General features: G+C 70.1%; 18 protein-coding genes. 7 read left to right on the plus strand and 11 right to left on the minus strand.

All coding sequences use genetic code 11. From position 1 onward, the window contains the following. Positions 1-5 precede the first annotated feature (5 nt). Complete coding sequence (locus HH310_RS41945; RefSeq protein ID WP_169181351.1) at positions 6-614, minus strand: TetR/AcrR family transcriptional regulator; 609 nt, start codon at positions 612-614, stop codon at positions 6-8. A gap of 230 nt (positions 615-844) precedes the next feature. Here HH310_RS41945 and HH310_RS41950 point away from each other — a divergent pair, with 230 nt between their 5' ends. The 3 genes from HH310_RS41950 to HH310_RS41960 all read left to right on the plus strand — a co-directional run bounded on the left by HH310_RS41950 (position 845) and on the right by HH310_RS41960 (position 5,159). Next, positions 845-2,095, plus strand: coding sequence for an NAD(P)/FAD-dependent oxidoreductase (locus HH310_RS41950; protein ID WP_169181352.1), 1,251 nt, complete (start codon positions 845-847; stop codon positions 2,093-2,095). A 44-nt stretch (positions 2,096-2,139) separates the two neighbouring features. Continuing rightward, positions 2,140-3,600 carry a DHA2 family efflux MFS transporter permease subunit gene (locus HH310_RS41955; RefSeq protein ID WP_312034666.1) on the plus strand — a complete coding sequence of 487 codons (1,461 nt, stop codon included), beginning with the start codon at positions 2,140-2,142 and terminating at the stop codon, positions 3,598-3,600. A 155-nt stretch (positions 3,601-3,755) separates the two neighbouring features. Further along, positions 3,756-5,159: an MFS transporter gene (locus HH310_RS41960; protein ID WP_312034667.1), complete on the plus strand. Its 1,404-nt coding sequence runs from the start codon at positions 3,756-3,758 to the stop codon at positions 5,157-5,159. Positions 5,160-5,209: 50 nt separating this feature from the next. Here the strand turns inward: HH310_RS41960 and HH310_RS41965 are convergent, their stop codons facing one another. Further along, complete coding sequence (locus HH310_RS41965; protein WP_169181355.1) at positions 5,210-6,199, minus strand: LacI family DNA-binding transcriptional regulator; 990 nt, start codon at positions 6,197-6,199, stop codon at positions 5,210-5,212. Positions 6,200-6,287: 88 nt separating this feature from the next. On the opposite strand from HH310_RS41965, the gene HH310_RS41970 reads away from it, so the two are divergent. The 3 genes from HH310_RS41970 to HH310_RS41980 all read left to right on the plus strand — a co-directional run bounded on the left by HH310_RS41970 (position 6,288) and on the right by HH310_RS41980 (position 10,151). After that, a complete protein-coding gene (locus HH310_RS41970; protein ID WP_169181356.1) occupies positions 6,288-7,460 on the plus strand; it encodes a Gfo/Idh/MocA family protein in 1,173 nt (390 codons plus the stop codon). Positions 7,461-7,471: 11 nt separating this feature from the next. Continuing rightward, positions 7,472-8,473 (plus strand): sugar phosphate isomerase/epimerase, encoded by a 1,002-nt coding sequence (locus HH310_RS41975; RefSeq protein ID WP_169181357.1) that lies wholly within the window; start codon positions 7,472-7,474, stop codon positions 8,471-8,473. Positions 8,474-8,621: 148 nt separating this feature from the next. After that, complete coding sequence (locus tag HH310_RS41980) at positions 8,622-10,151, plus strand: M4 family metallopeptidase (RefSeq protein ID WP_169181358.1); 1,530 nt, start codon at positions 8,622-8,624, stop codon at positions 10,149-10,151. Positions 10,152-10,164: 13 nt separating this feature from the next. Here the strand turns inward: HH310_RS41980 and HH310_RS41985 are convergent, their stop codons facing one another. After that, on the minus strand, positions 10,165-10,872 hold the full coding sequence (locus HH310_RS41985; protein WP_248294949.1) for a glycerophosphodiester phosphodiesterase: 708 nt from the start codon (positions 10,870-10,872) through the stop codon (positions 10,165-10,167). Between HH310_RS41985 and HH310_RS41990 the strand changes: the two genes are divergently transcribed. After that, positions 10,871-12,292 (plus strand): glycosyltransferase, encoded by a 1,422-nt coding sequence (locus tag HH310_RS41990; RefSeq protein WP_169181359.1) that lies wholly within the window; start codon positions 10,871-10,873, stop codon positions 12,290-12,292. The genes HH310_RS41985 and HH310_RS41990 overlap by 2 nt on opposite strands. Here the strand turns inward: HH310_RS41990 and HH310_RS41995 are convergent. The 8 genes from HH310_RS41995 to HH310_RS42030 are packed head-to-tail and all read right to left on the minus strand — an operon-like array spanning position 12,273 to position 20,980. Continuing rightward, on the minus strand, positions 12,273-13,310 hold the full coding sequence (locus tag HH310_RS41995; protein ID WP_169181360.1) for a MupA/Atu3671 family FMN-dependent luciferase-like monooxygenase: 1,038 nt from the start codon (positions 13,308-13,310) through the stop codon (positions 12,273-12,275). The two genes, HH310_RS41990 and HH310_RS41995, sit on opposite strands and share 20 nt — an antisense overlap. Continuing rightward, entirely contained in the window at positions 13,300-13,557 is a 258-nt protein-coding gene (locus HH310_RS42000) for a hypothetical protein (RefSeq protein WP_169181361.1), read from the minus strand. Before HH310_RS42000 ends, HH310_RS41995 begins: the two co-directional genes overlap by 11 nt. A 10-nt stretch (positions 13,558-13,567) precedes the next feature. Beyond that, complete coding sequence (locus HH310_RS42005; protein WP_169181362.1) at positions 13,568-14,719, minus strand: aminotransferase class I/II-fold pyridoxal phosphate-dependent enzyme; 1,152 nt, start codon at positions 14,717-14,719, stop codon at positions 13,568-13,570. Between the two features lie 4 nt (positions 14,720-14,723). Then, positions 14,724-16,217, minus strand: coding sequence for an AMP-binding protein (locus tag HH310_RS42010; RefSeq protein ID WP_169181363.1), 1,494 nt, complete (start codon positions 16,215-16,217; stop codon positions 14,724-14,726). Beyond that, positions 16,214-17,347, minus strand: a complete 1,134-nt coding sequence (locus HH310_RS42015) for a hypothetical protein (RefSeq protein ID WP_169181364.1) — start codon at positions 17,345-17,347, stop codon at positions 16,214-16,216. The genes HH310_RS42010 and HH310_RS42015 overlap by 4 nt, the downstream gene beginning before the upstream one ends. After that, positions 17,344-18,924, minus strand: a complete 1,581-nt coding sequence (locus HH310_RS42020; RefSeq protein WP_169181365.1) for a fatty acid CoA ligase family protein — start codon at positions 18,922-18,924, stop codon at positions 17,344-17,346. Before HH310_RS42020 ends, HH310_RS42015 begins: the two co-directional genes overlap by 4 nt. Next, positions 18,921-20,006: a cytochrome P450 gene (locus HH310_RS42025; protein WP_312034670.1), complete on the minus strand. Its 1,086-nt coding sequence runs from the start codon at positions 20,004-20,006 to the stop codon at positions 18,921-18,923. The genes HH310_RS42020 and HH310_RS42025 overlap by 4 nt, the downstream gene beginning before the upstream one ends. Then, positions 20,003-20,980 carry a 3-oxoacyl-ACP synthase III family protein gene (locus tag HH310_RS42030; protein ID WP_169181367.1) on the minus strand — a complete coding sequence of 326 codons (978 nt, stop codon included), beginning with the start codon at positions 20,978-20,980 and terminating at the stop codon, positions 20,003-20,005. The genes HH310_RS42025 and HH310_RS42030 overlap by 4 nt, the downstream gene beginning before the upstream one ends. Positions 20,981-21,002 lie beyond the last annotated feature (22 nt).

Raw genomic sequence — 21,002 nt, forward strand, 5'->3', positions numbered from 1 at the left:
CCGGGTCAGCTCCCCGGCCGGCGGTAGGCGCCGTAGTACCGATGCTCGGCCAGCTCCCGCGCCACGATGTCGTCGCGTTCCGGGCCGCGCATGGTCACCTGCCGCACGATCACCTGGGCACCACCCCAGTTGATGATCTCGGCGGCGGTTTCCACGTCCAGGTCGGCCGGGGTGCGGCCGGCGTCCTGCTCGGCCCGCAACAAGTCCACCTCACGTTGCACGAACCGTTGCATGATCGCATTCCACGCCTCCCGGACGGCCGGGTCGTAGCCGGCGACCTCGAGCACGGCGGCGATCACGTGCCGGCGTTCGCGGAAGAAGGCGAGCCCGGCCCGGTACGCCCGGATCAGCTCGTCCAGCTCGATCGTGGTGGCGCTGCGATCCAACGCACCACCCAACGTCTCGACAAGACGCAGCATCAGCTGTGTCTTGTCCGCGAAATAGAGGTAGAACGTCGGCCGCGCGATGCCGGCCTCGGCCGCGATCTGCCCGATGCCCAGCTCGGTGAACGAGGCGCCGCCGGCCAGCAGACGTTCGGCGGCGGCCAGCACCGCAGCCTCGGTGGCGGCGCGCCGGGCGACGGGCGTGAGCGAGCGAGGAGCGTTGGCGGGCACCCCGCGATTCTACGGGCGGTGTCCTGACAGGGTGTCAGCCTCCTTCGACGCCCGTTGCTGACACCACGTCAGACAATCTCACCACAGCGTGTCAGACACAAATGACAAAGGCGTGCCAGAAATATTTTGCCTGCTCGTGCGGCACATCACAGCGCGGAGACACGCCTTCGGGGGCCACACTGACACGTCGTCAGACAACTGACTGACGCTCTGTCAGGAAGGATCGTCCAGTGACCAATGGGCAATCTGAGCAAGGCGATAATCGAACGGACGTCGTTGTTGTCGGCGCCGGACCGGCGGGGCTGGCGACGAGCTGGCATCTGTCGTTGCAGGGCATCCGGCACGTCGTGCTGGAACGCGACGTCGTCGGCGCCACCTGGCGGTTCGAGCGGTGGGACGACTTCGCGCTGGTCAATCCCGCGTGGTCGATCAGGCTTCCGGGCTTGGACGTCTCGGGGCTCGAACCGGACTCGTACCTGTCGCGCGACGCCGTGGTGGGGTTGCTCGACTCGTACGCGCGGTCGATCAAGGCCCCGGTGCGGGCCGGCGTCGAGGTCTTCCGGCTCCGCCAGGACGGCGCCGGCTACCACCTGTCCACGTCCGAGGGTGATTGGCACGCCCGCGCGGTCGTGGTGGCGAGCGGCGCGTTCCGGCGCCCATGGATCCCGGACCACCCGGTGCCGCCGGGTGTCACCGCACTTCACGCGATCGACTACCGCCGGCCGGATCAGCTGGCCGACGGCGCCGTACTCGTGGTGGGCAGCGGACAGAGCGGCACCCAGATCGCCGACGAGCTGCGCGGCGCGGGGCGCGAGGTCTACCTGTCCACGAGCGCCGTCGGGCGGATGCCGCGCCGCTACCGGGGGCGCGACTTCTACCGCTGGCTGCGCGATCTCGGCGATCTCGACCAGCCCTCCGAGCAGGTGCCCGACGAGATCAGGCGGGCCCCGCAGGCCGCGGTGAGCGGAACGCACGGCGGCCGCACGTCCGCCCTGCAACAGCTGGCCCGCGACGGCATCGTTCTGCTCGGGCGGCTGAGCGGCACCGACGGCGGGCGCTTCCTTTTCGCCGACGACCTCGCGAAGAACATGGACGTCGCGGACGCGTTCGCGGCTCGATTCCGGTCACACGTCGACGAATACCTCCAGAACTCGCCAGATCCGCTGCTGCCGCCGGACGCCGACCCCGCCGAGCGTCCCCTCGACGTGCCGCCCGACGCACCGGTCGAGATCGACGCGGCGCAAGCCGGCGTCTCGACGGTCGTGTGGTGCACCGGCATGCGGCCGGACACGCTCTGGCTGCCCGACGACCTGCTCGAGCCGTCCGGCTTTCCGCAGCACCAGCACGGCTCGACGGCCTGGCCGGGGGTGCATGTCGTCGGCTTTCCCTGGCAGACCCACCGCGCCTCCGGCGTCCTTTATGGAATCCCCACCGATGCCGAACGCGCCGCGGATCGGATCCTTCTCCACCTCGCATCCTGAGTCCGCCTCCAACACCCGCACGAATGAGCACGGAAGGAGGAGGCGTGACCGGGGTCCGCTACCGTTCCGCAGCCGGGCGCTGGCTGTTGTTCGCCACGGTGCTGGGATCCAGCCTGGCCTATATCGACTCCACCGTGGTCACCATCGCGCTGCCGATGATCGGCCGAGACCTCGGCGCCGGATCGAACGGTCTGGAATGGACGATCAACGGGTACGCCCTGAGCCTCGCCGCCCTGATTCTGCTGGGCGGCTCGCTCGGCGACCGTTTCGGCCGTAAACGGATCTACCTGGTCGGCACGGCCTGGTTCGCGGTGGCCTCGCTGCTCTGTGGCCTCGCCCCGAACGTCGAGTTCCTGGTCGGCGCCCGGGTCCTCGAGGGCATCGGCGGCGCGCTGCTCACGCCCGGGGCGCTGGCCATTCTGGAGGCCTCGTTCACGCTCGAGGACCGGTCCCGCGCGATCGGCGCGTGGTCCGGCCTCGGCGGCATCGGCGGCGCGCTCGGACCGTTCCTCGGCGGCTGGATCGTCGAGACCGCGAGCTGGCGGTACATCTTCCTGCTCAACGTGCCGCTCGCCGCCGCGGTGCTGTGGGTGACCGCCCGGCACGTCCCGGAGTCACGCAACCCGCAGGCCGCGCGGCACATCGATGCGATGGGCGTGGTGACCGGCGCGATCGGGCTGGCCGGGCTCACCTACGGCTTCACGGCATGGACGGCGAGCGGGCCGGGCGACCCGCTGGTGGTCGCCGCCCTTGCGGTCGGTGTGCTCGGCATGGCGGCTTTCCTTGTCAACGAGCGCCGCTCGGCGCATCCGATGCTGCCGCTCGGTCTCTTCCGTATCCGCGCGTTCACCGGCGCCAATCTGGTCACCTTTCTGGTGTACGCGGCGAACGGCGGCGTCTTCTTCCTGGTGGTGCTCAACCTCCAGGTGGTGGCCGGGTTCAGCCCGCTGACCGCCGGCCTCGCTCTGCTACCCGTCACGATCATCATGCTGGCGCTGTCGGCACGCTCGGGCGCGATCGGCCGGCGGATCGGCCCGCGCATCCCGGCCACCGCCGGTCCGCTGATCTGCGCGGTCGCATTGGTGATGATGGCGAGAATCGGCCCGGACGCCCATTACGCGACCACCATTCTTCCGGCCGTGACTATTTTCGGATTGGGCCTGGCGGTTTTGGTCGCGCCGTTGACCGCCATCTCGCTCAGCTCACTCCCGGACGCGTACGCGGGAATTGCCTCCGGGGTGAACAACGCCGTGGCGCGGGCCGCTAGTCTGCTTGCGGTCGCGGTCCTACCGCTGGCGGCCGGGCTGGGCGCCGGTAATCTCACCGACGCGGCGCAACTGCATCCGGTGTATCGCGATGCGATGTTATTGTGCGCGGCCCTGATGGTGGGTGGCGGAATCCTGGCGGCGATTTTCCTTCCGAACCGTTCGTCGTCGCCGTCTCCGGTCACGTCGTTCAGCGACCCGGCCGCGCCTCCGGTGCAGACCACATCATCACCGCATTGACCCCGTACGCCACGACGTGCGGCCGGCCCCCACACGTTCGGTGGCGGGCCTATTCGAGCGTGCTTATTACTGCGCATATGCGTCTATGCGGTATTGGCTGTCTCGTGCGCCTCAATCGCTTGGACATCGGATTTTCGCGTCTTACCTTTTCTCGCGTGACCCAAACTGAAATAAAATCCGCCGGGCTGGAACTGCGCTGGAATGCACGGCTCCGGGGAATTCTCGCGGTGCTCTGCGTCGTCCTTTTCCTGGACGGCCTCGACATTTCGATGGTCGGCGTGGCGTTGCCGTCGATCGGTACCGCGCTGCACATGTCGACCACGTCGCTGCAATGGATCGTCAACGGATACGTCCTGGGCTACGGCGGTCTGCTGCTGCTCGGCGGCCGCACCGCGGATCTGCTCGGCCGGCGCAAGGTCTTCCTGGTCGCGCTCGGCGTCTTCACGGTCGCGTCACTGCTCGGCGGGCTGGTCGACGACGGCGGCCTGCTGATCGCGACCCGGTTCGTCAAGGGGCTCGCGGCCGCGTTCACCGCACCGGCCGCGCTGTCCATCCTGACCACCACGTTCCCGGAGGGCCGGGCGCGCAACCGGGCACTGTCGATCTTCTCGGTCTTCGGAGCCAGCGGTTACTCGTCCGGCCTGATCATCGGCGGCCTGCTGACCAGCCTCGGCTGGCGCTGGAACTTCCTGGTTCCGGTGCCGATCGCGCTGACCGCGCTGATCGCCGGCAGCCTGCTGATCGCCAAGGACGGCCGCGCGCATCACGGCGGGCATGATCTGGGCGGTGCCGTCACGCTGGTCGCCGGCACCCTGCTTGCCGTGTACGCCGTGGTGGCCGCACCCGACCGCGGCTGGCTCGACCCGCTGACCGTCAGCCTGTTCGTGATCGCCGCCGCCCTGCTCGCCGGGTTCGCCGCCGTCGAGTCCGGGGTGCGGCAACCGCTGGTCCGCCTGGGCATCCTGCGCAGCGGCACGCTCGTGCGCGCCAATCTGAGCCTCGTCGCGATGCTCGGCTCGTACTTCAGCTTCCAATTCATGATGACCCTCTACCTGCAGGACGATCTGCGCTGGACGCCGCTGCGGGTGGCGTTCGCCCTGCTGCCGGTCGGCTTGATCGTGGCGCTGAGTGCCCCGCTCACCGGCCGGCTGATCACCGCGTTCGGCACCACGCCGATGATCGTCCTGGCGCTCGCGTCCTATACCGCCGGCTACGTCTGGGTGCTGACCGGCGGCGACCGACCGGCGTACGCGTCGCACCTGCTGCCGTCCATGATCCTGCTCGGCTTCGGGTTCGGATTCGGCTACAGCGCGGTCATCGCGCAGGCCACCGAGGGCATCGCGAGCCACGAACAAGGCTTGGCGTCGGGCCTGGTGCAGTCCAGCGGCCAGGTCGGCGCCGCGCTGGTGCTGGCCGTGGTCACCGGCTTGATCGCCACGGCGGGCAGCACGTTCACCCAGTTCCATCCCGGCGTGAACCTGGTGGCCGGCGTGGCCGCGGCCGGCCTCCTGCTCAACGTGCCGGCGCTGTTCCGCCGGCGCCCGGCCCGACGGCACTGAGGCCCGGTGCCGCTCCCGCACCTTCGCGTTCAGTTAGGCGGCGTGTCCTCCTACTCTCGCGGCCCCGTGCTCCCGCGGACGGTGAGCCTCGGGACGAGCACGATCTCACTCCGCAGGGTGCGGCCCTCGTCCAGGCGAGAGACCGCCGCCTGCACCGCGTTGCGCGCCTGGGCCGGCGCGTCCTGGTTGACCGAGGTCAGGTCGATGTGGGCGAGCCGGGCCAGGCTGCTGTCGTCGTAGCCGACCACGGACACGTCACCGGGGACCTGGACGCCCGCGCGCAGGAAGGCATCCATCACGCCGACGGCGAGCCGGTCGTTGGAGCACATCACGGCGGTCGGACGGTCCGGTTCCGCGGCCAGCGTCCGGCCGGCTCGCACGCCGCCCTCCTCGGTGTGATCGCCGGGCACGACCTGGGCGGTGAAGCCGGCCCGCCGCATCGCCCGGCGATAGCCCCGGCGCCGGGCGGCGGCCACCGCGCCCGGCCCGCCGTCGACGAACGCGATGCGGGCGTGTCCGAGACTGATCAGGTGGCCGAGGGCCGCGCCCACGCCGACGTCGTCGGCCGAGCGGACCACGTCGACCGCGGCGTCGCGCACCATGCGGCCGATCGAGACGCACGGGATCTGCGCGGCCAATTTGCCCAGGAACGACGCCGGGGAGTCGGGGCCGAGCAGGATCAGCGCCTCGCAGCGGAAGTCGAGCAGCGTCTCGACCGCGCGCCGCTCGTCACGGTCGCGGGTCAGGGTGGACAGCACCACCTCGTAGCCGGCGCGGTCGGCCTCGGTGTGGATCTCCTCCACCAGCTCGGCGTGGAACGGGTTACGCACGTCGAGCAGCACGCCCAGCTGATGTCGCCGCCGTCGCGCGAGCAGGCTGGCCGCCCGGTCGGCGCGATAGCCCAGCTCGCCGGCCGCGGCCAGCACCTTGCGCCGGGTCTCCGCGCTCGGGCCCGGCGCGCCGCGCAGCACCAGCGAGACGGACGCGGTGGAGACGCCGACGCGGGCGGCGACATCCTCCAAGCGAGGCCGCTGATCCACTTAATCACTCCCTGCTCGGCCCTTGACACACATCGTGATCGACATCGATAGTACAGGGAATTAAAGCGCTTTAAAAGCGAGGTTCCCCATGACTAGTCATCCCTCTCCCGGTGTCGCGGTCATCGGTGCCGGCATGGTCGGCCGGGCACACGCCAACGCGTTCCGCAACGCCGCCACCGTCTTCGACCTCGACCAGCCGGCACCCCGGCTGGTCGCCATCGCCGACCTGCATCAGCCCTTCGCCGACGACGCCGCCCGCCGCTACGGCTACGAGCGCGCCGAGACCGACTGGCACGCCGTCATCGACTCCGCCGACGTCGACGTGGTCGTCGTCGCGGTGGCCAACAGCCTGCACCGCGAGATCGTCGAGGCCGCGCTCGCCGGCGGCAAGCACGTCCTCTGCGAGAAACCGCTGGCCCCCAGCGTGCACGACGCCCAGGCGATGGTGGAGGCGGCGGCCGCCGCGCCCGCACAGGTCGACGCGGTCGGCTTCACGTTCCGCCGCTCCCCCGCGATCAACGCCATCAAACAGCAGGTCGAGCAGCGGCTCGGCCCGGTGCGCCACTTCGTCGGCAACTACTGGTGCGACTACGGCTTCGACCCGCAGCGCCCGATGAGCTGGCGCTATCTGGGCGGGCCCGGCACGGGCGTGCTGGCCGACATCGGCAGCCACATGGCCGACCTCGCCGAGTTCTTCTGCGGCCCGACGACCGGCGTGCAGGGCACGACCATGGCCACCCTGGTGACCGACCGCCCCAAGCCACTAGGCGTCGCGGTCGGGCACGCCGGCGGGGTGCGGGTCAGCGACGAGCGCGTCCCGGTGGAAAACGAGGACGTCTGCACCTTCACCACGTCGTACGGGAATGGGGCCGTGGGCACTTTCTCGCTCTCCCGGGTCGCGTTCGGCCACGCCAACACGCTCCGGTTCGACCTGTTCTGCGAGAACGGCACGGCCTCGTTCGACCTGACGCGACCGGCCGAGTTCCACATCATCGACGCCGGGCCGGCCACCGAGGTCAACGGTGCCCGCACGGTGTTCCTCGGCCCGTGGCACCCCTATCTGGCGCACGGCCTGCCGATGGACTTCCCGACCGTGGGCCACGGCCAGAACGACTTCTTCGTCTACCAGGCGCGCGCCCTGCTCGACCAGATCGCCGGCATCGAGAAGCTGCCGCCCTGCCCCGACATGGCCCACGGCCTGCACAACCTGCGCGTCCTCCAGGCGGTCGTGGCCGCCACCGACAAGCCTGTCCAACTCTGAGGAGTCATTTCATGAAGCTCGGCGCCTACACCGCCTGCCTGCACGACCGTTCCCTCGACGAGACCCTGAAGATCCTCGGCGAGCTCGGCCTCACCAGTGCCGAGATCAACACCGGCGGATTCATCGCCGCCCCGCACATCCCGATCGACGACATCCTCGCCAGCGCCGGCGCGCGAGAGGATTATCTCGGCCGCTACACCCAGGCCGGCATCACGCTGACCGGCCTGAACGTCAACGGCAACCCACTCAACCCCGACCCGCTGGTCGGCCCCAAACACGCCGAGGACCTGCGCCGCACGATCGAGCTGGCCGCCGCCCTCGGGGTCAAGCGGGTCGTCACGATGTCGGGCCTGCCCGGCGGCGAGCGCGACGCCCGCGTCGCCAACTGGGTGGTCAACCCGTGGGACAGTCAGTATCTGGACATTCTGGACCATCAGTGGAACGAGGTGGCCATCCCGTTCTGGCGCGACATCCAGTCCCGCGCGGCGGCGGCCGACGTCAAGGTCTGCATCGAGATGCACCCGCACAACCTCGTCTTCAACCCCGCCACCCTGCGCCGCCTGGTCGAGCAGACGAACGCCACCCACGTCGGCGCCGAGCTGGACCCGAGCCACCTGTTCTGGCAGGGCATGGACCCGGTCGCGGTGGTCGACTATCTGGGCGACCTGGTCTTCCACGCCGCCGCCAAGGACACCCGCATCAACGCCGACAACGTCCGCCTGTTCGGTGTGCTCGACGACCGCTTCACCCGCACGCCCGCCGACCGTAACCCGCTGAACCTGGGCGGCAACAACACGCTGAACCAGTGGCCGGAGAATCCGTCGTGGCAGTTCGTGGCCGTCGGCCGGGGCCACGGCGACGAGTTCTGGGTCCCGTTCCTGCAGGCCCTGCACCGCGTCGACCCCGATATGGCCGTCAACATCGAACATGAGGACACGGAGCTGGACCAGATCGAGGGCCTACGCCTGGCCGCCGAGAACCTGATCGCGGCAGCCACCAAGGCGGGAGTCTGAGGCGTTCCTTGCCGGCAAGACGATGGCAGTCGCCTTCTGGACATGGAGGTTGCGATCTAGCCCCGCGCGCGGCCAGGCTCGATTCCCGCCTTACGTCGTAGTTCTCGCTGCCTCAGGAGAACCCGGTCCATCGCGCCCTGGGGGTGACATGGATGTCAGCGCGATAGCGATCGCTCTGATCGGTGTCATCGGAGGTGCTGCCGCCACCGGTGTCGGGGCGATGTTGCGCACCCGGACGTCGCGGCGGACCGCCGCCCGACTGGTGTTCGCAGAGCTCGAGAGCAACTCCGCCATCGTTGCTTTCTTCCGCGCGACGGGTGTCTGGCCTTCGGTCGCGACGAGCCGGAAGGCCTGGGACGCGAACAGTGAGGTCCTGGCACGCACCCGTCGCACCAATCTGTTCCAGGCAGTGAGCAGAGGCTATGCGGCGCTGGAGGCGGTGGCGTATATCGCCCGGGAGGAGGCCCTGGACGAGCAGGACGCCCATCGTCTGCTGGGCGTGAACGTTCGCTGGCTGGACGAGGCGCTGCGCTCGGTCGGCGAGGCCGCGATGATCCCGACCCGGCAATTGGATGCGGTCGTCGACCGCCTCACCCTCGAAACTGCCGCGCAGGCGCCGGCCACTCCACCGCTTCAGGACGTTCCGGCTTCCCTGCTGTCCCAGATCGTCGACATGCAGATCGGCACGGGCCAGCTGCCAGCGCGTGACGTCCGCGTCGCCGAGGCCAGGGTCGAAACCCGCACGTCTCCGGTCAGTGCCGCCATCAGGATCTACGACGCGCGGGGCAGCAGCAAGCTACCGCCGTCCCTTTCGCATCTCGTACGCACGGAGAAAGGGCCGCCCAGTCCGGACGTGACGGTGGAGGAAACCTTCGCCGCGATGACCCAGACGGCGCACTTCTACCGCGAAGTGTGGCAGCGGGACCTGACCGAGGACGCCGGCGGAACTGCCGAGGCGGTCGTTCACTTCGGCGAAAGGTACAACAACGTGTTCTGGGACGGTCAACGCCTTTTCGTCGGCGACGGCGACGACGTCGCCTTCGGGCGATTCTCGGCGCACGTGGAGATCATCGCTCACGAGCTTTCCCACCTGCTCCTCGGCCGGACCGGGCTGAGGTTCGAGGGGCAGGCCGGCTCGCTCGTGGAATCCTGCGCCGACGTCATCGGAAGTCTCGTGAAGCAGTACGCGCTCGCCCAGACCGCCGACGCGGCCGACTGGCTCATCGGCGCGGGCCTGGTCAACCCGAGGAAGTCGGCTATGCCGTTGCGCTCCCTGAAGGCACCGGGAACGGCTTTCGACAACGATTTGTTAGGCCGGGATCCACAGGTCTCGCGGATGGCCGACTATGTGCGCACAAGCGAGGACAATGGCGGGGTTCATATCAACTCCGGAATCCCCAATCACGCCTTCTATCTACTGTCTACCAGCCTCGGCGGTGCGGCCTGGGAGCAGGCCGGCATGATTTGGTACCGGGCACTGACCTCCGGCGTACTGCCGCCGACGTGCAGCTTCGCCACCTTTGCCGGCGTCACTGTCGCGGTGGCCGGCAACGACAACGGCGCGGGAGGCCGCGCCGCCGAATCTGTCGAACAAGCCTGGACCACCGTCGGCGTGACGCCTCGCCTGACCAAGAGGGCGATGGCGCTGACCGGCAAGAATTCGCCGCGAGAGGAGTGACCTCGGGCGTCGGTCAACCCGCCAGCGCCGCGCCGTCTGGGAACTCCAACGCCGGGCGCCGATCGCGCCGCTCCACGATCCGGCTCAGCATCGGCAGGTTCTTGCTGATCACGCCGGTGACACCGACCTTGCGGGCGCGCGCCAGAGCCGCCTCGGTGTCTACCGGCCAGGCCAGGATCAGGTCGGTGGCGCGGCGCAGCTCGGCCACGATCGGAGCGGTGAGCAGGCCCAGCCGGATCGACACGCCGTACACGCGTTCGCGCCGTAGCCGGGCGCGCAGCCGGGCGAGCTGGAACCCGTCGCCGGCCGACAGGACCCGGCCGATGTGGGCGTCGTCGGTGAAGGAGTCCAGCATGGTCCACCGCCTGGTGCAGACCGCCAGCGGCACGCCGGGGGCGTGGGCCCGGAGCTCCTCGGCGACCCGCGGCGCCACGGTCAGCGACGGGCCCTTGAGGTCGAGCATCAGGCGCGGGTCGCCGGCGGCCACCGCGAGCACTTCGTGCAGTTCCGGCACGATCAGGTCGCGGCGGCGGTGGAGTTCGAGCCACAATTCCCAATAGAGGTGCGGTCCGATGGCTTTGCGGTGCCGGACCTCCAGCGCACCGCGGTAGAGGTGGATGTCGGCTTCCACGAGGTCGACCCCGGCCGCCAGCGCGGCGCGGAGGTCAGCGATGTTGTTGCCGGCCCGGTGGGCGACGGCAAGCAGCGGGCTGTCGTCCATGACCGGAAAGCTATCGGTCGATGAATGCCGGAATGCCGCCCACAAGCGACCGCCGGCTGAGCAAGGGGCGAACGATCACCAGTACGGCAACGACCGTCACATGAGTGAACACGCCCACGCGCCGGACGTTCGAGGTGGAGGAAGCGTTCCCGATGGAGGGTCAGCAATGCGGGTTTGCCTGTTCGCGCTCGGCACCCGGGGTGACGCCGAGCCAGCCTTCGCCCTAGCCTACGCGTTGCAGCGGCGCGGACATCAGGTTGCCGTCGGTGTCGCGGAGGACTTAGTGGCTCTCGGGCGCAACGTCGGTGTCGACGCCCGGCCGCTCCGCGTGAACGCCCGGGAATTTCTCTATTCGACGGAAGGACGGCGTCTTCTGGCCGCGGGCAAGGACTGGCAGTTCCTGGCACGCATGGCCGGCCGGAGCCGCGAGATCGCTGACACGCTCCACGCCGACATGATCGATATCGCGACCGGTGCCGACATGATCATGTGTTCGATGCTTCTCGAGGACGAAGCGGTGAGTCTCGCCGAATGGCTGCGTGTCCCCTTCATCGGCCTGAGCTATTTTCCTTTCCGGCGGACCACCGTTCTTCCTTCGCCGTACGCTCCGCAACACCGGCTGCCGCGCTCGCTGAATTGGCTGACGCACGTGATATTCGAGCAGGCGCGGTGGCGTTCCCTCGGCTCCCAGTCCAATCTGCTTCGGCGAAAAATCGGCCTGGCCCCGGTTTCCCAACCGGCCGGGAAAAGGCTGGCCCGCATGGGCGCACTGGAGATTCAGGCCTACAGCCGTTTCGTCCTGCCCGAGTTGTCCGGCTGGAGCAGCCGGCTTCCGTTGGTGGGTTACCTCAGGCTCGCCCAGGAACAGCGCGACATGCTCGCCGACCAGAAACTGGACGGGGGCCTGGCGACGTGGCTCGACGCCGGCGAAGTACCCGTCTTCTTCGGTCTCGGCAGCGCCCCCGTGCTGGACGTGCCGGGCACCGTACGAATGATCCGCGACACCTGCGCCGCTCTCGGCGTTCGCGCTCTGGTGTCGGCCGGGTGGAACACTATGGAGTCCACCGCCGACGACCAGATGTACTTCGTCGACGACGTCAACCATGACGAGGTTCTCCGGCACTGCCGTGTGGCTGTGCACCATGGCGGCGCGGGCACCACCGCCGCGTCACTGCGAGCCGGCACCCCGACGGTCGTTTGCGCGGTCACCTGGGACATGCCCTTCTGGGGCGCCACGGTCGCCCGTCTCGGCGTGGGAAATACGTTCCCGTTCGCCGATTTGAGCGCCGCGCGGTTGACCGCCGCGATCGCGCCGCTGCTCTCCGATGAGGCGCGGCGGCGATCGGCTCGGCTCGGCGCCCGGCTGCGCACCGAGGACGGGCCGGGCGAGGCCGCGAAACTCATCGACCAAGGGTTTTGAAATCGCGCCGCTCCCACCGGGTGTTCAGCTGACCGAGCCGGGTCACGCACTCCAGCACGGCGTCCGGCTCCAGACCGAAGTCGATCAGGCAGGCGAGCTCGTCGACCCCGGCGTCGTGGAAACGGTCGAGCGCCGGCAGCAGGCTGTCCACCGAACCCACGAGACCGTCCGGGCCGAGGTAACGGTCGGCGGCCGAGCGCACCGCCAGCCGGGTGGCCGCCTCGCGGGTCGGACTTCCGGCGCCCTCCGGCCGCAGGAAGTCCATGGCGGACATCAGATATCTCGTCAGCGATGGCCGGGCCCGGGCGACGGCGAGTTCCGCGGTTTCGTCGACGTACGTGTGAACCATGAGCGTGACGTGCCCGTGCCAGGTCGAGCCGCCCGCCGCGAGTTGCTCGCGATAGATCTTCACCTGCTCCTTCAGCTGCGGCAATCGCTGCCGCATGAGGTGGGTGAGCACCCCGGTCGCGGAGACACCCGCAGCCCGGAACACGCTGGGGTCGCCGGTGGTGGTGAGCCAGAGCGGGATCTCGCCGGCCGGGCGGGGCAGAACCTGGTACGAGCCGGCGGGCTCCATCACGTCGGTCCGGTAGGGTTCGCCACGCCACAATCGGCGCAACTGCTCCACCGTGTCGAGTGCGATTCGCTTTCTTTCCCCGTACGCCTGCGGATTGAGCACGAAGTCGGCGGGGGAACCGCCGGGCGCCAATGATATGCCGGCCCGCCCCCGGGATAGGTTGTCGACGACGGCCCACTCCTCGGCGAGCCGGACGAGATGGTGCAGTGGCGCCGCGACGCTGCCCGCCCGGATCCCGATCCGTTCGGTCACGGCCGCCACCGCCGCCCCGGTGACCGACGGATTGGGATATCCGCCACCGAATCCGTGGAAGTGCCGCTCCGGAGTCCACACCGCCTCCAGCCCGGCCCGGTCGGCCAGCCGGGCGCCTTCGAGCAGCAACCGATATCCGGGCTCGGTGGCGGTCGTGTCGTCCGCGAAATAGAAGAGACTAAGTCGCATCGCGGCCCGCCCTGATGGTCGCGGCCACCTGATCGATGCTGAGCGGGTCCATCATCGCCCACGTCTCTTCATCGATGCCCAGACCGAATTCGGCGGCGACGTAGGCGAGCAGTTCGACGACGCCGACCGAGTCGAGATAACCCATCTCGATCAGGTCCACGCGGCGATCGAAATGCGGGTCGTCGTCGGAGACCTGACCGGCGGAGCGCACGAACTTCTCGACGACCGCGCCGACATCCTGGGGCATGGTTCCTCCTTCACCGGTTCAGTGCTTGGTCGAGACGCTGGGCCGCCACCACGAGTTGCGGCCTCGTGGTGTTCAGGGCAAGCCGGAAGTAGCCCGGCTCGTGAAACAGCGACGACGGCATCGCCAGCACCCCCAGCCCGGCCAGGCGGCGGACGAACTCGGTGTCGTCGACGCCCTCGGGGCAGCGGACGTAGACGAAGGCCGTGCCCTGAGCGGGGACGACGTCGTAGCCGGCGTCGCTGAGCCGGGCCCTGATCCACCGCTGATCGTCGCCGAGAGATTCGTGCTGCGGTTCCCAATCGGCGATCCGCATGACCAGATGCTGCATGAGTGCGGTCGGCGCGGCGAATCCGGTCGAGCGCATCGCCCGCTCGATGTCCGTCGCCCGATCGTCCAAGCCCGGCCCGAGGGCGAGGTAGCCGACCCGCTGGCCCTGCAGGGACCAGGCTTTGCCGTACGAATACACGCTGACCGTGCCGGGATGGACCTGCATCGGCAGGCTTACCGGCCGGCCGTCCCAGATCACGTCGCGGTGCGCCTCGTCGCTCACCAGGGTGAGCGCCCGGCCGAACCGGCGCTCGCATTCGTGGAGTACGTCGGCGAGACCACGGATCTCGGCGGCGCTGTGCAGGACACCCGTCGGGCAGGCCGGCTGGCTGATGACGACGCCCGCGGTGCGCGGCCCGCAGGCCGCCCGCAGCCCGTCGAGATCGAGTCGCTTGCCCGGGCCGCTCGGGACCTCGACCATGGTGAGCCCGGACCGGCGCAGGTACAACGGATAGTCCATCCAGCAGGGCGTGACGACCAGGATCTCGTCGCCGGGCCGGAACAGCGCCGCGAACGTGACGCTCAGCGCGGCGGTGGCGCCGGGCGTGAGCACGACGTCGCGATGCCGTAAGCGGAGTGCGTAGCGCCGGTTCATCGCCTCGGCGACGCGGCGGCGGACGAGAGTGCCGCCGCCGAAGGGCGTGTACTGGAGGTCGTCCTGGTCGAGGTCGCGGACCAGCTCCCGCAGCTGCGTGAAAGCTCGGTCGTCGCGGCCGGCTCGCGGATTGGGGTACGAGAGGTCGATCGGCTTCGTGCTCGACGACCGCAGGGTCCGGCCGTGCAGTGCCGCGAATTCCTCCAACGGCTTCGCGAGGTCGTCGGTGTCCGCCCACATGGTGCTAATCCCGCTCGGCGCGGGCGCGCACGGCCGCGCGGTCGATCTTGCCGGACGAGGTACGGGGCAGAGTCTGGGCGATGTGGAACCGCGTCGGTTGCTGGTGTGCCGCCAGCGCCCGCCGGCAGTGATCCTCGAGGGCGCCGACGTCGAAGCCGACCGGGTCGGCGGGAACCACCACGGCGACGATCTCCGGTTCGGTGCCGCCGCCGGTCCGGGCGAACACCACCGTCTCGAAGACCAGGGGGAACGCCATAATCACGTCCTCTACCTCGGTGGGGCTGGTGCGGAACCCGCGGGACTTGAACTGCTCGTCACGCCGGCCGACGTAGTAGAGGTAGCCGTCCTCGTCACGACGGACGTAGTCGCCGGAGTGCACGACGAACTCGGTCACCGCCCCCGGCGGGGCGAACGGGTAGGGCCGGAAGACCCGGGCGGTATCGCCGGGACGGCGCCAGTAACCCGCCGTCACGGTCGGCCCGCGATGGACGAGCTCGCCGACCTCACCCGGACCACAGGGGCGGCCGTCGTCGTCGAGCACCAGGATCTCGGTGTCCGGGATGGGCCGGCCGATGGAGCCGGGACGCCGATCGATCTGCTCCGGCGAGAGGTAGGTGGACCGGAAGGCCTCGGTCAGCCCGTACATGAGATATACGGCGAGGTGGGACTGAGCCGCTCGGATCCGGTCCAGGTCGGCGGCCGGGAACACACCGCCGGTGTTGGTGATGTAGCGCAGGTCCGGAAGGCTCGTCGTGAGGAACGGGGTCAGCAGACGCCACAGCGTCGGCACGCCGGCCAGGCCGGTCACCCGGTGGCGGCGCAACGCCCGGGAGACGTCCGGGCCGGCCGCCGAGCGGGGGATGACGACCGTCCCGCCGGCCCAGAACGTCGCCAGCACCTGGTTCAGACCGGCGTCGAAGCTCCACGGCAGCGCGGCCAAGGTTCGATCGCCGGCGCCGAGCCCGAGATAGGACGCGACGATGCGGGCTCCGGCTAGCAGATTCGCATGGGTGACCATCACCCCCTTGGCCTTGCCCGTGGAGCCGGAGGTGTAGATGAGAGCGGCCAGCTGCCCGCCGATGACCGGTGGCAGCGGCGCCGGTGGCGCTGCATGATCGACGTCGAGGACGTCCAGAACGGGATACGGGCCGGCGCCGTCGAAGCCGAGTCGTTTGCGCGTGCCGACGCCGGCCACCAGCCCCTTGACCTCGGCGTCGTCGAGAATGTGGTCGATCTGCCCCCGGGTCAGCGAGGTGTGAATGATGACGGCGACCGCGCCGGCCCGCAGGGCGCCGAAGAACCACGCGAGGCAGTGTGGCGAGTTCGGCAGCAGCAGCGCGACCCGGTCCCCCGGTCCGACGCCGCGCTCGGACAGCAGAGCGGCGCACCGGTCGGCGACGGCGGCCAGGTCACGGAAGGTCCACGTGACGGAGTCGGACACGACCGCCTCCGCGTCGCCGGGCCGCGCCAGCAGATCCGCCACGGTGAACACGGTCATCGCGGCAGCGCCGCCAGGAAATCGGCGAACAGCGTTTCCGCGTGGGCACGCTGGGACTCCGAATGCGACATGACGACCTCCGTGACCTCTGCCGTCTCCGTGACCACGAACGAAAGCGGAACGAAGGGCGCGTGTGTGGGTAGCCAGTGGACCGAGGTCGCGCCGAACGACGGCGACGAGAAGCCGCTGAGGTTGACACGGCCGGGGTGCGAGATGAGCGCGGAGCATATGTAGCGGCCCTGCCGGAGGCTGTACCGGTCGACGGCGCGCAGGCCGGCACGCGCGAGTGGCAGCGGCAGCCGTCCGGCGACTCGTTCCGCCATGCCGAGGGCGAGCTCCTCGCGCCGCGCCATCTTGAGCAGCAGCCGCCGGTGTGCGCGTCGCCAGGACTCGCCGGCCTCGACGTCGAGAAACAGCGGCAGGCTGAGGTTGGCGGTCGACGAGACGTGGGGTGCGTGCCGTCGAAGGTCCACGGGAACCATGATGCGAGCGGGGTTGCCGATCACCCGGGCCACGGCGACCGAGAGCCGGGCGACGAACCCCGGGAAGCGGCCCGGAAGCGTCCGGCGGATCCAGCCGAACCGCCCGGTGGGCGCCGCCGCACCGGCATCGGTCAGGGGTGACGACCAGGACATCGCCGGGTGCGTCCGTACCCGGCGTGGACCGAGCTCGTCGAGCAGAGTGCTCTCGGTAAGCACCGAGGCGGCCGGCTCCGGCCGCTCGCCGCGGAGCGCCCGGAAGACGTTGTCCACCCAGAGGAACGTGCCGCGGGCATCCATGACGGAATGATCGATGCGGAAGACGACGGTGGCCGGGTCGCCGTCCGCCAGGTAGATCTCGCTGGCGGGCCCGTGGTGCGGGTCCAGCGAGCGCCGCAGCGCACTGTCGAGGCCGGTGACCAGCCGCACCGGCGAGGGACGGCCGGTGTCCGACCAGTAGCGGCCGCGCCGCACGAGCCGGGTGCCCGGTGTGGCGGCCGACGCGAGGGTTGCCGCCCGTTCCCACTCGTCGCGGTGCAACCGGCCCGCGCCGGTCACGACGAGCTGGATGACCTGGGGCGGACGGAGCTCGCTGACGGCCAGGTAGCCCCACTCGACCGGCGAGATCGCGCGATGACGGCGCGTCGTCATCGGCGGTCCCCTTTCCGCGCGGCCCAGACGGCCAGCCGCTCGTGATCGATCTTGGCGTTGTGGCGAGGATCGACCGGAAACGACGGATGAAAGAGGAATCGGTCGATTCCCTTGGTCACCGGATGCCGCTCGGCGAGCTCGGTGAGCTCCCGCACGATGCGAGGACGGTCACCGGCGCCACGGCGCAGCTCGATACAGACGACCGGGCGGCGGCCTACCCCGACCAACGCGCTGCGGCGTACGTCGGGGTGCGCGTCGAACACGCCCTCGCATTGCACCGTGTACAACGGCCCGGCGTCGGTGCGCACAATGTCTCGCTTGCGGCCGCACAGCCACACCCGGCCGGCTTCGTCGATCCGGCCGACGTCCCCGGTGCGGTGCCAGACCCGGGAGCCGTCGGCGATCTTGTGGTCCCGGTCGGCCGAGGCCGGCGTCGTGTAGTGGCGGCTCACCGCGGGGCCGCTGACCACGATCTCGCCAATCTCGCCGTCCGGCAGGGGCTCGGCCCGCGACCAGTCGGGCAGTGGCACGTCGACAGCGCGGATGACACGCAGCGAGACGCCGTTCACCGGCCTGCCCACGCACGTTCCCGCGCCGGTTCGGGTGTCGTCCCAGGTCCTCTCGCGGAGCTCGGCGATCTCGATGGTGGTGATCGGCACGACTTCCGTGGCGCCGTACGCGACGGTGATGCGGGTGCCGGACGGAGCGAGCTTGGCTTCCAGCATCGCCATGCTCTCGGGCGAGGCCGGGGCTCCGCCGGTGATGACGCGTCGCAGCGAGCGAAGACGCCGGTCACCCGCGCTCGCGTGGCGGGCGAGCGGGTCGAGAAGGGCTGGTGAACCGAACATCACCGTGGCCCCGAACCGTTCGACCGCCTCGGCCAGGAGAGCCGGGTCGGTCCGGGCGATGCGGCCGTAGTCGATGTCGGGAAAGACACAGGTCGCGCCGGCCAGCAGGTGCGTGAGGCCGAACGACAGCGACGTGGCGAGGCAGATATCCGAGGCGTCGTGGCCGAAACGGCCGTCGCTCGCGTGCGCCAGCGTCGCGTCCAGCAACTCGTAGGTGAACTCGACGCCCTTGGCCGGTCCGGTGCTTCCGGTCGTGAAGGCGATCAGCAACGGGTCCCCGGCCTCGACCACCGCCTCGGCGGCCGGGGCCGCCGAGGCACCGGACCGGCGAGTCCTGACCGTGACCACTGAACGCAGGCCGCGGAAGGTACGGCGGTACAGCAGCCGGATGAGGTGGGCCGCCGGAACACCGACGAAGGCCTCGGCACCCGTGGTGCGGTAGCTGTAGAGCATCCGGCCCAGCCCCATGCCGGGGTCCACGACGACCGGCACCGCGCCCAGCTTGAACAGGGCGAACAGGACGGCGACCAGTTCCGGCCGGACGGGCACCATCACGATGGTGCGGGTGCCGCGGCCGATGCCGGCCGCGGACAGCCGCGCGGCGTGCTCGTCGATTCTTGCGACCAGCCCCGGATAGGTCTCGGTCCGGCCGCCGGAGAAGATCAGCGCCGGCTTCGCGTCACCGAATTCCTGCGCGTGGCGCCGGAGCAGGTCGTACGGCCGGTTCACGCCGTCCCGGCCCGCAGCCGCAGCGCCGCCCAACCGGGAAAGGCGGCCCGCCGGTCGGCCCGCGCCCGCACCACCACCGGGCGGTACGGCGCCAGCATGGCCAGCGCGTCGGCGAGCTGCGTGCGCGCCAGCAATGCTCCGGGACAGGTGTGCGGCCCGGCGCCGAAGATCAGATGCGAGACCCGCGACGGCCGCGGATTCCCGGGGTCGGGCCCGATCCGGTACGACTCGGCGGCGTGCCGGTTCACCAGGAAGAGCCGGTCGCCCTGGTGGACCGGGCACCGCCCGATCGTGCCGTCGGCGGCGGCCGCCCGGGGCAGCATCGGGGTCGGGGCGATCACCCGCAGCAGCTCGTCCACCAAGGCGTCGCGGGTGCCCGGGTCGGCGGCATGCCCCCAGAGGCCCTCGTCCGCGCACCACGCGACCGCGCGCGGCAGTGCCGCCATCATCGTGGTCGTCGCGGCGATGGCCGTGACACCGGCCATGCCCTGATCGAGGGTGGAGGCGTTCACCAGGCCGAACAGCCGCGCCACCGCCGCTCGCGTGGACCGGCGCGGACCTCGGCGGCCGAAGCTGAGGATCTCGTCGCGGATCGTCCGCGAGGCGGCGTCGGCGGCGGCGACGGCCAACGACTCGCCGCCGCCCGGCAGGCCGAGCAACGCGGCCGCGGTGACACTGGCGACCTCACGCGTCGCGCCCACCACATCGATGGCCTTTCCGTCGGCGAGCGGCGCCGACCTGCGGCGCAACACCTCCAGCCAGAGGGGACGAACCCGGGCGACCCCATCGGATCCGAAAAGCTGCGCCGCGGCGCGCCGGCTTTCCCGATGACCCGCGTGGTCCTCGTTGAACAGCTGCCGCCCCTGCGACAGCAGATCGGCGCTGCCGCCGGTGGTGCCCTTGGCCGTCCGGTCGATCGGCAGGCGGGTCAACGCCTCCCGGTACTCGTCGGTCCCGTTGACGATCACCGTGCGGCCGATGCGCAGGACCGTGCGGCGGCGAGCGATCGCCAGCATCATGAACAGGATGGGATGGCTGCGGAGATAGACCCGGCGGTCACGGCGGCGGGCGCGGTTCGTCACGCCTTCTCCCATTCCATGGTCATGACGCTGATGCCGCCGCCCAATCCCACAAACAGGACCTTCGCCCCGGACGGCAGGTCGTCGAAGACGCGGGCGAGTTGCACGCCGAGCGTCGCGCTGGCCATGTTGCCGAGTTCCGGGAGCGTCAGCACCAGCTTCTCCGGGGGTACGCCGGCCGCCTCGACGAACTGATTGAGATAGGGCAAGGTCACCTGGTGCACGAGCACCTTGGCGTAGTGACCCCAGTCGAAGGCGGTAACGATGGTCCGGGCGACCTTCTCGAAGATGTCGCGCAGCTCGGCGCCGTCACCGTAGAAGTAGGTGTGCTCGTCACCGCGCGGGTGCTGGGAGCCGGCGCCGGCGATGCCGCCCACCTCCCAATATTCGGAGAAGGTGTCGGTTTGGATCCGGCCGATGCCCCCGCTGGTGACCTCCTCGATCAGCAGTGCCGCCCCGCCGTCGCCGAACGTGTAGCCGGCGAAGGAATCCTTGGCCTGCTCGACGCTGTCCGGCTGCCAGCGCATGGCTCGCGTCGGTGTCTCCCCGGACACCACCAGCACCCGCCGCGCCCGATCGGCGAGGATCAACGCTCGTGCCACGTCGATGCCGTTGAGGAGGCTGTTGCAGGCGTTGTTGATGTCGAAAACGTGCGCCGAGGTGCCCAGTTCGGCCTGGACGATGTGCGCGGTGGCCGGCTCGGCACGGTCGCGTGACGCCGAGGCGAAGATCAGCACATCGACGTCCGGCCCGTCCGGAACGTCGCGAAGCAGGGATCGGGCCGCCCGGACCGCGAGAGTCGACGCCTGCTCGTCGGGCCGGGCGACACGGCGCCGCCGGATCCCCGTCGCCCGCTCGAACACACCCCGCCGAAGCGGCAAGCCGCTGGCCGAGACCACCTGGTCCTGCAGTTCCTCGGTGGTCACCACGCGTTCCGGCAGACTCGCGGCCGCGCCGACAATCCCCACACGTCTCATGCTTAGCGTAGCCTTCCGAGCA

Origin of the sequence: Actinoplanes sp. TBRC 11911 (assembly GCF_012933445.1) — a bacterium.
GTDB lineage: Bacteria > Actinomycetota > Actinomycetes > Mycobacteriales > Micromonosporaceae > Actinoplanes.

What these genes read in the sequence shown, in the direction of transcription:
- HH310_RS41970 (WP_169181356.1), top strand. Translation starts at nt 6,288, where the DNA reads ATGACTAGTCATCCCTCTCCCGGTGTCGCGGTCATCGGTGCCGGCATG.
- HH310_RS41975 (WP_169181357.1), top strand. Translation starts at nt 7,472, where the DNA reads ATGAAGCTCGGCGCCTACACCGCCTGCCTGCACGACCGTTCCCTCGAC.
- HH310_RS41980 (WP_169181358.1), top strand. Translation starts at nt 8,622, where the DNA reads ATGGATGTCAGCGCGATAGCGATCGCTCTGATCGGTGTCATCGGAGGT.
- HH310_RS41990 (WP_169181359.1), top strand. Translation starts at nt 10,871, where the DNA reads ATGACCGGAAAGCTATCGGTCGATGAATGCCGGAATGCCGCCCACAAG.
- HH310_RS41985 (WP_248294949.1), bottom strand. Translation starts at nt 10,872, where the DNA reads ATGGACGACAGCCCGCTGCTTGCCGTCGCCCACCGGGCCGGCAACAAC.
- HH310_RS41995 (WP_169181360.1), bottom strand. Translation starts at nt 13,310, where the DNA reads ATGCGACTTAGTCTCTTCTATTTCGCGGACGACACGACCGCCACCGAG.
- HH310_RS42000 (WP_169181361.1), bottom strand. Translation starts at nt 13,557, where the DNA reads ATGCCCCAGGATGTCGGCGCGGTCGTCGAGAAGTTCGTGCGCTCCGCC.
- HH310_RS42005 (WP_169181362.1), bottom strand. Translation starts at nt 14,719, where the DNA reads ATGTGGGCGGACACCGACGACCTCGCGAAGCCGTTGGAGGAATTCGCG.
- HH310_RS42010 (WP_169181363.1), bottom strand. Translation starts at nt 16,217, where the DNA reads ATGACCGTGTTCACCGTGGCGGATCTGCTGGCGCGGCCCGGCGACGCG.
- HH310_RS42015 (WP_169181364.1), bottom strand. Translation starts at nt 17,347, where the DNA reads ATGACGACGCGCCGTCATCGCGCGATCTCGCCGGTCGAGTGGGGCTAC.
- HH310_RS42030 (WP_169181367.1), bottom strand. Translation starts at nt 20,980, where the DNA reads ATGAGACGTGTGGGGATTGTCGGCGCGGCCGCGAGTCTGCCGGAACGC.